Source organism: Lysinibacillus sp. GbtcB16 (genome assembly GCF_019091145.1).
In the GTDB taxonomy this organism is placed as follows: domain Bacteria; phylum Bacillota; class Bacilli; order Bacillales_A; family Planococcaceae; genus Lysinibacillus; species Lysinibacillus fusiformis.
In genome coordinates this window covers 1,644,486-1,657,057 of the sequence record NZ_JAGXJV010000001.1, presented here as the reverse complement: position 1 = coordinate 1,657,057, position 12,572 = coordinate 1,644,486, and the positions used below count along the sequence as shown (strand labels likewise).

Below are 12,572 nucleotides of genomic sequence, written 5' to 3'. Positions count from 1 at the left end.
GTATTGATGATGATTGTCTATGGATATTTTGCTTTGGACATGCCATAAAACAGGCATCCATCTGTTTTTTGGTTATTTTTAAGCAAGCTCTAATGGTAAAAATGCATATTCACCATCTCGAATAATTGGACATTTACGAACTTTGATCGGAAATTGGAAAAGGGGTCCATCCAAAACGGTAGTATGGAATTCTCCCCCTTCTCCACAAGGGTCGATATTACGCTCTTCCAGCTCTTTTATATAATCAGGGGTAAGTACTCGTCCTAAATCCTCTTCTGTCATGCCTAATGACAGATTAACGGTCACTACCATCGTGACAAACCCTAAGTGAATAAATTCATCAACAGCTTCCCGATGATTCATCTCCCATAACGGCATACCAAGCTTTAATCCAACTTTTTTCGTCACCTCATCATGCCAGCAGCCGTGTGCGGGCATATCTAAATCGCCCGTAACTAACACCTCTGCCCCTTGTTTTTTCGCATTGTTTAAAAGTTCAATAAATACACGTTCATAATGCGTCCAACCTGCCGCAGCCGTATAGACTGGCAATCCGATAGAATCGGCTTGAGCCTGTATAAGCTCTGGTGGCATACCATGTGATCGAGAACGTTTCCCTTCCTCCTCCAGCATGACAATCAGACCAATCGCTCGTCCCACCTGTGATGCTTTATATAAAGCTAAAACACTATCCTTTCCCCCACTGAATGAAGCGATGAATGGATGATTTTGCGCATTATTTTTCCAGCCAGTTGTTTCTGTCATTTGTATTTCTCCTTTTACTGTCCATGAAGATCAATCCTTCTTGCACTGTTATTAGGTAGTCGTTAATAAGTTAGCTTCTTCAATTTTGCTCACCTAGGTTATTGATTTATCTTACATGATAAAGATGAAGGATATCACCCCTTTATTTTATCACAAGCATGCTGAGAATCTGGATATTTATGTTAAGGTATAGATAACGGTTGATGGAAAAAGGAGGAATGTTATGAGTGATTATGTAAAAGCACTAAGACAACAGGTTGGGACAATGCCTCTTATTTTGGTAGGTTCAACGGTCATTGTCTTGAATGACGAGAAACAAATTCTTCTCCAGCTGCGCTCTGATATAAAAATGTGGGGTTTACCTGGAGGAGCGATGGAGCCTGGTGAAAGTTTAGAGGATACTGCTAGACGTGAACTGTTTGAGGAAACTGGCCTACAAACCTCCCAACTTCGTTTTATAACGATGCTATCTGGTCAGCAGGATTATTTTCACTATCCAAATGGGGATGAAGTATATGGGGTAACTGCCGTCTTTATGACAGATCAAATAGATGGACAGCTTGCAACGGTTGATGGCGAGAGTTTACAGCTAGCCTATTTTTCTTTAGATGCATTGCCATCTAATATCGTCAAGAAAGCAAAAGTTATTATCGATACCTATTTATTAAAGCAAAACTTCACTAACAAGATGAAAGGTCGTGACTACGTTGAACGTTTTTAAAGCAATGTTATTTGATTTAGATAACACCTTACTTAATAGAGATGAGGCAGTAGATAGATTATTTTTCAAGCTAGTAAAAATGTGTTACAGGGATGTCGATCATACGTTAGAAAATGAAATGCGACAACAATTTAAAGTTTATGATGGAAAATACTTTGGTCAGCGTGATAAAACCGATGTTATCGCATCATTTTTTGATGAATTTCCTCCGCAAAATGGCATGCCAAACCATGCTATTCAAAACTTTTGGAATCTTCACTTCCCTCAATGTTTTGCTGTTCATCAGGATACGATAACGTTCATTCATCGTATAAAGCAGCAAGTGAAAGTGGGCATAATCACAAATGGCTCTGTAGAAAGGCAGAAAGCTAAAATAGCCTATACAAATTTAGATCGCTGTTTTGATACGGTCATTATTTCTGAGGAAGTGGGATTTAGTAAACCAGATAAGCGTATCTTTGAAATGGCCTTAAAAAGACTGGATGTCAATCCAGAGGAAACTCTTTTTGTTGGGGATGACTTAGAAAAGGATATTGATGGGTGTCAACAGGCCCATATTAAGGGCATCTGGTTTAATCCAGACATGCGCAAAAATGACACTACTATTCAGCCATATGCCGAGATTCATACGTTGGAGCATTTAGGAAGCTACTTCAAATAAAAGAACAAAACCCCTGAGTTTTCTCCCAGGGGTTCGTGTACGTACTATTAATATGCTTGGGCAAACCAAACAGTATGTTTTGCTTCATTTCCACAGCAAATACACGTCGTTTTTGTTATTGGTGGATTGAATGGAATATTGCGAGTCGTGTATTTCGTTTCTTCCTTCACTTTTTCCTCACACCCATCTTCCCCACACCACCCAGCAAGTATCCAGCCTGGAATAGTGCCGTTTTCCTTAGCTGTTTCAATGTGCTGCTGTAATTGTGGCAGTGTATCAATCGTTGAATGAGCATGTGCCTCTCTGAATCGACGAGCCTTTTCTAGTAAGCGTGTTTGCATCGTCGTTAATTCTTCCTCAATGGCTGCCACAATAGTTGATAATTCAATCGTCTGTTTGTCATCCTCATCACGTGCTTTCAGTAAAGCTTGATTGTTTTCAAGATCACGTGGGCCTAATTCGATACGAACAGGCACTCCTTTTAGCTCCCATTCATTAAACTTAAAGCCTGGCGATTGGTCTGAATCATCAAGTCGTACACGAATCCCCTTCGCTTTTAATGCCACAAAAATTGCATCCAGCTGCTCCATAATTTGAGGATTCTTTTTCCAAGGTCCTACTGGAATTAAGACCACTTGGGTTGGAGCAATTCGTGGAGGTAACACTAATCCTTGCTCATCCCCGTGCACCATAATGACAGAACCAATTAAACGAGTAGATGTCCCCCAAGATGTTGTGTGCACATATTCGTGCTGGTTCGCTTTATTTAAATATTTTATGTTAAAGGCTTCTGCAAATTTTGTCCCTAAATAATGAGACGTACCTGCTTGCACAGCCTTCCCATTTTTCATCATTGCCTCAATCGAATACGTATCGACAGCTCCTGCAAAACGTTCTGATGGCGTTTTCTGTCCATCATAAACTGGAATTGCTAGAACTTGCTCCACCACTTCTTTATAAATGTCTAGCATTTGCATCGTTTCTTTACGTGCATCTTCCTCATCCACATGAGCCGTATGCCCTTCCTGCCAAAGGAATTCTGAGGTACGAATGAAAGGCAATGTTTTCTTTTCCCATCGGAAGACATTTGCCCATTGATTAATGAGCACAGGTAGGTCACGGTAGCTTTTAATCCAATTTGAATAAAGATGGCCAATCATCGTTTCAGATGTGGGACGAAGTGCTAAGCGTTCTTCTAATTTTTCACCTGCTGCTTCTGTCACCCAAGGAAGCTCAGGTGAGAACCCTTCAATATGATCCTTTTCCTTTTGGAAGAAGGATTCAGGAATTAGCATTGGAAAATAGGCATTTCGATGGCCTGTGTCTTTAAAACGACGGTCCATTGCCTCCTGTATATGCTCCCAAATTTCATAGCCATCTGGTTTAAAGGCGATACAGCCACGAACTGGCGTGTAATCCATTAAATCTGCTTTTTGAATGGTTTCGATATACCATTTTGAAAAATCCTCTAGTTGTTTTGACATTGTGCTTACCTCCATTTTTTTGTAAGTATTCTATTTGATGAATAAAAAAAGCACAAAGCTATCCTTGTATAAAGGACGTCTTTGTGCTGGACCCGACGTGGTACCACCTTGAATTTAGCTTTAAGCTATGCTTAAAACCCTCTAGCGTTTAGTAACGAAAACGACTCGGTTATGTTTTTCATAACTTCTCCGTGGTAGGTGTTCAGTAAAGAAGCGGTGATATAGCTCTCAGCAAATGCTATATTTTCTGTTTCACTATTCTTACTTACTTGGCCACATCATCAAATTGTAATTTATATTATCTCTCACTTTAGCAAAATCATTCATAAATAGCAATTAATAACTGGAACTATTGGTGAACGACTGTACAATTAAATTTGTAAAATCCTCTACAGAAAGAGGCTTACTAAAATAATAGCCTTGAACATACTCACAGCCATGCTCACGAAGTACGTTTAATTCAGCTTCTTCCTCGACACCTTCAGCAACTACTTGTAGGTTGAGCGCATGAGCTAAAGAAATCATGGCGGAAATCATTGCAATACCTGATTTTTCAGGAACGATATCACGAACGAAAGCACGATCAATTTTAAGTACATCCACAGGGAATTTTTTTAAGTAATTTAAAGATGAATAGCCTGTCCCGAAATCATCTAATGAAATCGTAATTCCAAGCGCACGCAATTGATTAATCGTATTAATTAAATCTTCTGTATAATCAAGCATGCTCATTTCTGTAATTTCAATTTCTAATAAATGTGGGTCAATGCCTGTTTCCGCAATGACTCCCTTCACCATATCTACAAAGCCTGAAGTACTTATATGAATGGGTGAAATATTAACAGCTACTCGTAATCTGAGATTATGTGATTTATTCCAAAGTTTAGCCTGTGCACAGGCCTTACCTAGCACCCATACACCAATATCATTAATTAGTCCACATTCTTCAGCAAATGGAATAAACCGATCTGGCGGGATATGTCCCAATTCGGGATCATACCAGCGTAATAATGCCTCCATACCAATAATTGTGTCTGTTTTTAAATCAATTTTTGGCTGGTAATGTAATTCTAATAAATCCTTTTTTAAAGCTTGATGTAATTTTGTTTCTAGTAAAAGCCATTTATCATTCGCTTCATCCATATTTGCACGGTAGAGACGATATTGATTTCCTCGCGTAGATTTAGCAGCATACATCGCAATATCAGCATTTTTCAGTAATTCTTCTACAGTGTTTGCGTGATCTGGGAAAATACTAATACCTATACTAATACTTGCATAAAATTCATAGTTATCTACTACAAAGCTTTCATTAAAGACACTAATAATTTCCTTGGCCATTTCCTCTATACGATTTACATCATTTAAAATCATGACAAATTCATCGCTATTGTGACGATAGAAAGAATTAGAGGTATAATCAATATTCCGTAAACGATTCGACATTTCCACTAAAAACATATCACCGATAATATGACCAAGCCCATCGTTAATGTGTTTAAAACGATTCACATCAATGAAAAATAACGCAAACTTTTCTCCTGTACGTCGAGATTGATGGAATTCATTTTCTAAACGCTGTTCTAATTTACGACGATTTGGTAGCCCTGTTAATTCATCGTGATAGGCTATGTGGGTAATTTTTTTAATATCCTTTTGCGCTGTAATATCGACGCGTATTGCGATATACTGATAAGGCTTTCCCCGCTCATCAAGGAATGGGAAAATAGTTGTCTTCACCCAATATAAACTGCCATCTTTCGCTCGATTGCAAACCTCGCCATTCCACATCTCACCATTACCGATTGTTCTCCACATCTCTCTAAAGAAAGATTTAGGATGATAGCCTGAGTTCAGTAAACGGTGATCTTGGCCTACTAATTCTTCACGCGTATACTTCGAAATTTTACAAAAATGATCATTAACAAAAGTAATTTTTCCGGTACGATCTGTAATTGCCACAATAATGGAACTATTCATAGCGGAAAAAATATCTTGCAATTCTTTAAGACTGTAGTTCATTTGATTACTACTCGGCGTGATATTCATCATTTTCATTCTCCATTCATTAAAATATGAAGGGTTTGGTACTTTTGCTTTATTTTACAGCGAGGTATAAAGTTGTGGTATATCGCCCTTTTTTCTGTAATTATATTATAGTCTTAGAAAAGCAGTTAATTCAACCCAAATATGAAATCATTCGAGTCAAGGTTGGGATAGTTTTTGATATAAAATACAAATATTAGTTATTATTAACACTCTAAATTGTCTAATTTTAAAGTTTTTGAATACTTTTGTACTATTGATAGTATTTTCCTTAGGCTATTTCTCCATTAAATACAAAATACTAATAACTTATAAATTTATCAGATTGTAAAAATGAACAAACAAAATGCCTTACTGTTACTCATAAGCAGTAAGGCATTTTAATAGCTAGGAGACCTCATATTCTATTGATCCTCCAGATGTTTTAGCATGCTCATTATAAGCATGTAACTGCTCTTGAGATAAATTTAACATATAATAATGAAAATTGATGGGCTCTAATCCATGCTCCTCACATATATGTCGATAATATTCATAGCCTTCTCGATAATCAGTCATCTTTATTTCTCCCTTTCACTTGAACTACTTTTCCTTGTACGTATAATATCGTGACATTTCTACTTTAGAAATCAACGAATTTTCCAAAATCTTTTTTTGAAATGATGAAAGCCCAGTCCATGTTACTTAGTATGGCTGGGCTTTTCATAAAATATTCGCGTCGGCTTCCGTCATCACCATATTCTTTTAAATCCCTAATTGTTTTGCTTGCATATTATAAGCGGAAAGTTGCTTCTGCGATAACTGTAATACATAATAGCGGAAAGAAATTGGCTCTAATCCATAACGCTCACACATTTCACAATAAAATTCATATCCATCTCGATACTTTGACATTAAAAATTCCTCCTTAGTTGAATCTGTTTTATAACAGTTGTTTTTATTTTTATTTAATATATAACAGATTATGATGGACGTCAAGTGCTTATGACAGAAAAAAATCATAAACGCTTGCATCGCTTTACAAGCGCTTATGAACACCTAAAATATGGAGTGTTTTTGGCATTCAATGGTAAAATAAACTTTAGAACGGAGGGAAATGCACAATATGAAGAACATCATAGCAGGAATTATGTTAATAGTAGGTTTAGGAATGATAGCTAATACACCTGTATTGGCAGGGCCTCTAGCAAACAAGAAGTAGAGAATAGGCCAATCGAAGTGGTTGTCAATGGTGAATTTATCAAACTGGATATACATCCACTCATGGACCGACATCATCTTTTCCTTCCTATCCGTGCCCTTGCATCACTTGGACTTTCCTATAGTTAATGCTAAGACTAAAATGACAACCGTGCAAAATAAAAATGGTGATTACTTAAAAATCACTGCCAATAGCCATTTTGCCTCTAACAATGGACAAGATGTACAAATGGAGGTGCCTGCGCAAAACCGCGAAGGTCGTATCCTTGTTCCTCTCAGATTTGTTTCTGAATCATTGGGTTACGACATATATTTTGAACCCATTCGTCAATTCGTTTTCATTCATGCCAAAGACTATTCTTTTGATTCGTCTATATTGGAGCAGGAGGATCTTCAAGCAGCGCGCAAAGCTGCTATTGCTCTACCTATAAAGGCCGATTTTAAAACACTAGGCACATCTGATGGACATCGCTTACACAGTTATACCTTCCCTATCGGTCGAGCAGATGTATATTATTTACTCGATGGTATGTTTACATTTGTGGAAATTAAAAAGGGTCAGGCCCTTGCCATTGGACAGCTTTTCCGTGAGCGAAGAGTGCCATCTATAGCCGTAGGGAATATTTCATCCAATATGAGTTTAGATACTGACCCCATCATGGAACTCTATAACCATGGAAATGTGCTTTTTACTGAGTATGAGGACAATACAGCTAAAGCTAGTTACACTGAACAAGACTGGATATTTTATAGAAAAGAAAATGAAGATGGACATTTATTCAGACCTCATACAAAAGCTTCCTAATCAATGATCAATCGCAAAAAAAACCATCTATCTGGTTAATGGATAGATGGGTTTTCAAATTAATTTGATGCCTGTTGCCAGCTATTTTTTATTTCCTGAATTTGCTGGATATGACGTTGTTCATGGAGATAAATTTGCTCAATCCATTGATCGAGTGGACATTCACCAAGAGCTGGATGCTTCATAGTGTGCTTTGCTAAAGCATCAGCGTCCTCAATCGTTTCTAAAAACCCGAGAAATTCTGCTCTTGTTGTTGCTAGCAATTCCACCATCTTTTGAACATGGAAAGGATTTTCCGATGGCTCCACTATGCTTGGCGCTTGAAATTTTCGTGTACGGTCTAACAGCAGCTGCATATCCTTTCGGTCAGGAGACGATTGTTCCTGTGATTTTAAGCCCCATGTAACAGCCTTCTTTGTAGCTTCCTCTACTAAAATCAGGTGATGACAAATTTGTGCTATACTCCAATTTTGTGCATCTGGCTTGTCATTAAATTCGGTATCACTTAAATGATTAATTTCCAGAAGTAATTGCTCTCTTGTGGCATCAAATTGATCCTTTCCAAATATAATCATACGCTACCCCCTTCATTCGTTATACCTTTATATTCGACAGAGGTGGGTGAAAATCATCTTTCATGCACCATATTAAAAGGATTGTTTTCTAAAACCTGCTGTAGCTGTTCATCCTCAATATGTGTATAAATTTGAGTGGTTGCTACACTTGAATGCCCTAAGATGTGCTGTAAGCTCCTAATATCAGCACCAGCCTTATACATCAAAGTTGCCGAAGTATGGCGCAGCTTATGTGGTGTAAGTCGCTCCTTTTGAAGACCTGATTGCTGATTAATTCGCTTCACGATTTTAGCTACAGTTTGCCGTGTAAAACGTGTTCCCTTTTGGGAGACAAAAAGGGGCTCATCTCCGTTTCCCTTATATGGTGTTTTCCCATTATTCTCATAGTCTGCTAGTGCCTGCATGCAGCTATCATTCAAGTAAACAGTACGCTCCTTATTGCCCTTCCCGACAACGGTTAAATGACGTCCTTGTATAGATGTAATATTAAGCTGGCATAGCTCTGTCACACGAATTCCTAAGTTTAAGAAAAACATCATCATACAGTAATTTCTTGGTGATGCCTGATTAGCAGGTATGCCATCTATAAATTGTGTAGCCTCTTGAAAATTCATATAGATGGGTCTTTTTCGACCAATTTTCGGTGTTTCTAATTCCTCTGCTGGGTTTTCCTCAATTAGTCGCCGTTTCCCTTTTAAGTATTTGAAAAAGGATTTTAATGTCGCAACCTTCCGCGCCCTTGAAGCTGCAGAATTTCCACGCTGTACCTCACAATACTCCATAAAGTAATAAAGGTCCTCCAATGTAATATCTCGAATTTCTTCTATTGTAATGGTGGCAATATCAATGACAGCTAAATTTTCTATATCAAGATCCTCCTGGACAGCTGTATGGAAACGGAAAAATAAAGTCAAATCATATTCGTATTCTTTTCTTGTGCGCTGGGACTTTCCTTTGATGGTAGTTAAATAAACAAGAAAGTCCTTCATGATTTTTGGTTGTTTTGTTTTTTGCATCTCAATCACCTCTATTTGCTCTATTTTACCATAAAAAAAACGTTCCCAAATATAAATTTGGGAACTTTATTGAAAAAACAAGCTACTTTTCTACACTAAAGAAACGTACGTTCTATATAAGTGAATAAAAAAGATCCCCTTTTATATAGAGGACCTTCTGACTAAATAAGAAAAGAATTGTGACAGTTTTTGGTTTTTAGGTATAAAGTTGATGTTCTATGAATATTAAAATCTAGTATACTTCTATTGCTTTGTGAGGCGACTCGAAAAATAGAAAGGTGGGTAACTGCCCATGTCGATTCGTCTCACAACACGCATGGTATTATTTGGATAAAATGACTATTTTACAAAAACTGAGTATTTCTGATCAGCTTGTTTTGTAAGAGACCAGTTCGTCGATAACATTTGCTGTAGTTTTGTGACCGTTTCCTCATCACACATCAAATGCTGGATACCAGTTTCTAAAAGTTGGTAATCTATCCCTTCTTCAAGGTTAAAGCGCAGGTGCAATAAACGTTGGATGCCAGGTAATGTTACATACTTGATTCGATAATGGCCATGTAACGCATCTAAGAACTCTTGTTCGCCACCCTGAAAAAGTGCCATTGTTTCACTAAAATCATAGTTTGGTACTTGTTCCTGCCAGGCTGATACATCCCCCGCCCGTAAAGCACGTAAGATTTCCTCGTCAGAAAAGTTTAATTTAGAAAGTTTATCAAGTTCATAAGCTTGCATTAGATTAATGATTGTCATGAATGTTAGCTCCTTTTATGTATTTACTCACAGTGTACCATGTTTTTATTACTACTCAAATTCGGAGGGATCCATATGATGAATTTATATGATTCTAGTCTGTTTTTCGATGAAATGTTTGATGGCAATCAACCGAAGCCCCATTATCGATCTTTTCATCATAAGCTATCCATTTTTTCGCAGGAGCAACTCGAGGAGAAATATCGTCAAGCCCAATCAAGCTTTCTCAGACAAGGCATTACTTTTACGGTCTATGGTGCACAAGATGGAACCGAAAGGACCATGCCCTTTGATTGCGTCCCTATCATTATTCCTCAAACTCAGTGGGCAAGTATTGAGGCAGGCGTCAAACAACGTGTGGAAGCACTGAATTTATTTTTACAGGATGTGTATGCTGAACAAAAAATCATCCGTGATGGCTATATCCCTAGACAGCTGGTAGAAAAGAATCCATATTTCTCGCCAATCATGCAGGGACTTAAGGTGCCAATTGCTAATCATATATTTTTAGCAGGTATTGATTTAATACGGGATGAAAACGGTGATTATTTCGTGCTGGAAGACAATTTACGGAATCCTTCAGGCATTTCTTATGTGTTTGAAAACCGTGACGTCATGAAGGAAGTGTATCCAGAATTTTTTTCAAAGCATACGATCTTATCTCTTGATAAGCAAATGGCTAACATGAAAAAAGCACTGCTTGCCCACCGCCCACCTACTATGGATGAAGGGCGAGAACCAAAAGCTGTGCTACTAACAGCAGGAATGTACAACTCGGCCTATTATGATCACGTATTTTTAGCTCAGCATTTAAGTATTCAACTGGTGGAAGGCCGCGATTTAGTCGTACAGGATTTAAAGGTTTATATGAAAACCATCTATGGTTTACAGCAAATCGATATTATCTATCGCCGTATCGATGATGATTTTTTAGATCCGGTTGCATTCCGTGAGGACTCTTTATTGGGTGTCCCTCATTTAATGGCAGTTTACCAAGCAGGCAATGTGGCCATTTTAAATGCTGTTGGCAATGGCGTGGCAGATGATAAAGCGATGTATGCCTATGTCCCTGAAATGATTCGCTATTACCTACAGGAAGAGCCAATATTACCGAATGTGAAAACCTATCATTTAGAAGATGAGCAACAGCGAGCGTGGGTACTGAAGCATATTCAGGAGCTAGTCATTAAAAATGTGAGTGCATCCGGGGGCTATGATATGCTGATTGGTCCTCATGCAAGTGAGGAAGAAATCGCTTTGTTTAAGGATAAAATTATGGTGCATCCATGCCAATATATTGCCCAGCCAACTATCAAATTGTCTAGAGCACCATCCTTTCAAAATGGACGATTCTATCCTTGCCATGTGGATTTACGTGTGTATGCCATGAAGGGTGAGGATTGTTATGTATTGCCAGGCGGATTATCACGAGTGGCCTTACAAGAAGGTTCACTTGTGGTCAATTCATCGCAGGGCGGTGGTGCTAAGGATACATGGATTTTAAAGGAGGAGTTGCAGCATGCTGAGTCGAGTAGCCGACGCGTTATATTGGATGGCACGGTATAGTGAACGTACACAAACCAATACACATATATTACAGGTACAGCTGTTGAATATGTTGGAGCAATCTGGGCAAGAACATGATTATATTGATCATTGGGAGGCTGTATTAAATATTTGTGCCTCAAAGGAGGAGTATTTAGCCAATTATACAGCTATACGTGTGAACCCATTAATTGATTATCTTCTGTTTTCTGATAAAAACGGAAACTCTCTCCATGCTACATTACGCGCCATTCGAGAAAATGCCCGAGTTACGAGAGATCGTATACCTGCGGAGCTATGGGAAATACAAAATGCCTTTTATTTAACTAAGCAACAGGACATACTAACAATGGATCGGCCTATCCCATTAATTGATCTTCAAGCTTTTTTACAGGAAGTTCGGAAGACGTTGTGGATGGTGACTGGATTAATTGAGGACACGATGGTTCGGGATCTCCCCTTTTATTTCATGCAGATTGGGAAATGGCTGGAGAGAGCAGAAAAAACAATGCGGATGACGTTAATTATTCTCGAACAACAGAAAATAACTGGCCCATCCCTTCATGAAATGGATGGTACATTTCTATTAGAGCTTGCTGCCGCAAAAGAATCATTTTTGCAGAAGCACCGCCAAACCAATCTCTTATCGGTCATTCGATATTTATTGCAGGATGAACATTTTCCTTGCTCGATCATGTTTTGTCTGAAAAAATTAGAAGAAGCTCTCAAGTCCATCGAGCATGATCCTTTGTCGTCAAAATGTTTAACGCTTCATTCGACCATCAAAAGCTTCGTCCTAGCAATTGATCATCTTGATTTTTGGTCAATGAGCGTTGAGCAAGCCATCACTATAATGGAGGAAAGATTGAGTCAATGGATTGCCTTTAGCGAAACATTCTCGACAATCTATCATTTATATGAACCCAGCATACAACCTTGAAAGGAATCCATCACAGCTCCCTTTCAACAGGCAAGTCAGTAAGCAGAAGGAAGCGGACACG

At 38.2% G+C, this 12,572-nt stretch carries 13 protein-coding genes; 5 read left to right on the top strand and 8 right to left on the bottom strand.

The genetic code is table 11. From position 1 onward, the window contains the following. Positions 1 to 78: 78 nt before the first annotated feature. The gene (locus KVT27_RS08340; protein ID WP_217581119.1) at positions 79 to 765 is read right to left on the bottom strand and encodes a Dph6-related ATP pyrophosphatase; all 687 of its coding nucleotides are present in this window, start codon (positions 763 to 765) and stop codon (positions 79 to 81) included. A gap of 223 nt (positions 766 to 988) precedes the next feature. Between KVT27_RS08340 and KVT27_RS08335 the strand changes: the two genes are divergently transcribed. Both KVT27_RS08335 and KVT27_RS08330 read left to right on the top strand, forming a co-directional pair. Next, complete coding sequence (locus tag KVT27_RS08335) at positions 989 to 1,486, top strand: NUDIX hydrolase (RefSeq protein ID WP_217581118.1); 498 nt, start codon at positions 989 to 991, stop codon at positions 1,484 to 1,486. A 4-nt stretch (positions 1,487 to 1,490) separates the two neighbouring features. Then, positions 1,491 to 2,147 (top strand): HAD family hydrolase, encoded by a 657-nt coding sequence (locus tag KVT27_RS08330; protein ID WP_217581376.1) that lies wholly within the window; start codon positions 1,491 to 1,493, stop codon positions 2,145 to 2,147. 47 nt (positions 2,148 to 2,194) lie between these two features. Here the strand turns inward: KVT27_RS08330 and proS are convergent, their stop codons facing one another. The 4 genes from proS to KVT27_RS08310 all read right to left on the bottom strand — a co-directional run bounded on the left by proS (position 2,195) and on the right by KVT27_RS08310 (position 6,571). Next, positions 2,195 to 3,631, bottom strand: coding sequence for a proline--tRNA ligase (gene proS, locus KVT27_RS08325; RefSeq protein WP_217581117.1), 1,437 nt, complete (start codon positions 3,629 to 3,631; stop codon positions 2,195 to 2,197). A gap of 336 nt (positions 3,632 to 3,967) precedes the next feature. Then, positions 3,968 to 5,683 carry a putative bifunctional diguanylate cyclase/phosphodiesterase gene (locus tag KVT27_RS08320; protein WP_230584701.1) on the bottom strand — a complete coding sequence of 572 codons (1,716 nt, stop codon included), beginning with the start codon at positions 5,681 to 5,683 and terminating at the stop codon, positions 3,968 to 3,970. 381 nt (positions 5,684 to 6,064) lie between these two features. Then, complete coding sequence (locus KVT27_RS08315; RefSeq protein ID WP_036125825.1) at positions 6,065 to 6,235, bottom strand: hypothetical protein; 171 nt, start codon at positions 6,233 to 6,235, stop codon at positions 6,065 to 6,067. Positions 6,236 to 6,421: 186 nt separating this feature from the next. Continuing rightward, positions 6,422 to 6,571 (bottom strand): hypothetical protein, encoded by a 150-nt coding sequence (locus KVT27_RS08310; RefSeq protein ID WP_008177633.1) that lies wholly within the window; start codon positions 6,569 to 6,571, stop codon positions 6,422 to 6,424. A gap of 448 nt (positions 6,572 to 7,019) precedes the next feature. Here KVT27_RS08310 and KVT27_RS08305 point away from each other — a divergent pair, with 448 nt between their 5' ends. Then, positions 7,020 to 7,682 (top strand): copper amine oxidase N-terminal domain-containing protein, encoded by a 663-nt coding sequence (locus KVT27_RS08305; RefSeq protein WP_254636072.1) that lies wholly within the window; start codon positions 7,020 to 7,022, stop codon positions 7,680 to 7,682. 59 nt (positions 7,683 to 7,741) lie between these two features. Here KVT27_RS08305 and KVT27_RS08300 read toward each other — a convergent pair whose 3' ends face one another. The 3 genes from KVT27_RS08300 to KVT27_RS08290 all read right to left on the bottom strand — a co-directional run bounded on the left by KVT27_RS08300 (position 7,742) and on the right by KVT27_RS08290 (position 10,026). Then, positions 7,742 to 8,257 (bottom strand): DinB family protein, encoded by a 516-nt coding sequence (locus tag KVT27_RS08300; protein ID WP_217581116.1) that lies wholly within the window; start codon positions 8,255 to 8,257, stop codon positions 7,742 to 7,744. Positions 8,258 to 8,310: 53 nt separating this feature from the next. Continuing rightward, on the bottom strand, positions 8,311 to 9,273 hold the full coding sequence (locus KVT27_RS08295; protein WP_217581115.1) for a tyrosine recombinase XerC: 963 nt from the start codon (positions 9,271 to 9,273) through the stop codon (positions 8,311 to 8,313). A gap of 339 nt (positions 9,274 to 9,612) precedes the next feature. Next, positions 9,613 to 10,026 carry a hypothetical protein gene (locus tag KVT27_RS08290; RefSeq protein WP_036125818.1) on the bottom strand — a complete coding sequence of 138 codons (414 nt, stop codon included), beginning with the start codon at positions 10,024 to 10,026 and terminating at the stop codon, positions 9,613 to 9,615. Positions 10,027 to 10,101: 75 nt separating this feature from the next. Here KVT27_RS08290 and KVT27_RS08285 point away from each other — a divergent pair, with 75 nt between their 5' ends. Then, the gene (locus KVT27_RS08285) at positions 10,102 to 11,592 is read left to right on the top strand and encodes a circularly permuted type 2 ATP-grasp protein (RefSeq protein WP_217581114.1); all 1,491 of its coding nucleotides are present in this window, start codon (positions 10,102 to 10,104) and stop codon (positions 11,590 to 11,592) included. Next, positions 11,546 to 12,511: an alpha-E domain-containing protein gene (locus KVT27_RS08280; RefSeq protein WP_217581113.1), complete on the top strand. Its 966-nt coding sequence runs from the start codon at positions 11,546 to 11,548 to the stop codon at positions 12,509 to 12,511. Before KVT27_RS08285 ends, KVT27_RS08280 begins: the two co-directional genes overlap by 47 nt. The last annotated feature ends 61 nt before the right edge of the window (positions 12,512 to 12,572 follow it).

Coding starts and splice junctions, on each gene's coding strand:
- proS (WP_217581117.1), bottom strand. CDS start 3,631: ATGTCAAAACAACTAGAGGATTTTTCAAAATGGTATATCGAAACCATT.
- KVT27_RS08310 (WP_008177633.1), bottom strand. CDS start 6,571: ATGTCAAAGTATCGAGATGGATATGAATTTTATTGTGAAATGTGTGAG.
- KVT27_RS08305 (WP_254636072.1), top strand. CDS start 7,020: ATGACAACCGTGCAAAATAAAAATGGTGATTACTTAAAAATCACTGCC.
- KVT27_RS08335 (WP_217581118.1), top strand. CDS start 989: ATGAGTGATTATGTAAAAGCACTAAGACAACAGGTTGGGACAATGCCT.
- KVT27_RS08300 (WP_217581116.1), bottom strand. CDS start 8,257: ATGATTATATTTGGAAAGGATCAATTTGATGCCACAAGAGAGCAATTA.
- KVT27_RS08330 (WP_217581376.1), top strand. CDS start 1,491: ATGTTATTTGATTTAGATAACACCTTACTTAATAGAGATGAGGCAGTA.
- KVT27_RS08280 (WP_217581113.1), top strand. CDS start 11,546: ATGCTGAGTCGAGTAGCCGACGCGTTATATTGGATGGCACGGTATAGT.
- KVT27_RS08295 (WP_217581115.1), bottom strand. CDS start 9,273: ATGCAAAAAACAAAACAACCAAAAATCATGAAGGACTTTCTTGTTTAT.
- KVT27_RS08290 (WP_036125818.1), bottom strand. CDS start 10,026: ATGACAATCATTAATCTAATGCAAGCTTATGAACTTGATAAACTTTCT.
- KVT27_RS08315 (WP_036125825.1), bottom strand. CDS start 6,235: ATGACTGATTATCGAGAAGGCTATGAATATTATCGACATATATGTGAG.
- KVT27_RS08340 (WP_217581119.1), bottom strand. CDS start 765: ATGACAGAAACAACTGGCTGGAAAAATAATGCGCAAAATCATCCATTC.
- KVT27_RS08320 (WP_230584701.1), bottom strand. CDS start 5,683: ATGATGAATATCACGCCGAGTAGTAATCAAATGAACTACAGTCTTAAA.
- KVT27_RS08285 (WP_217581114.1), top strand. CDS start 10,102: ATGATGAATTTATATGATTCTAGTCTGTTTTTCGATGAAATGTTTGAT.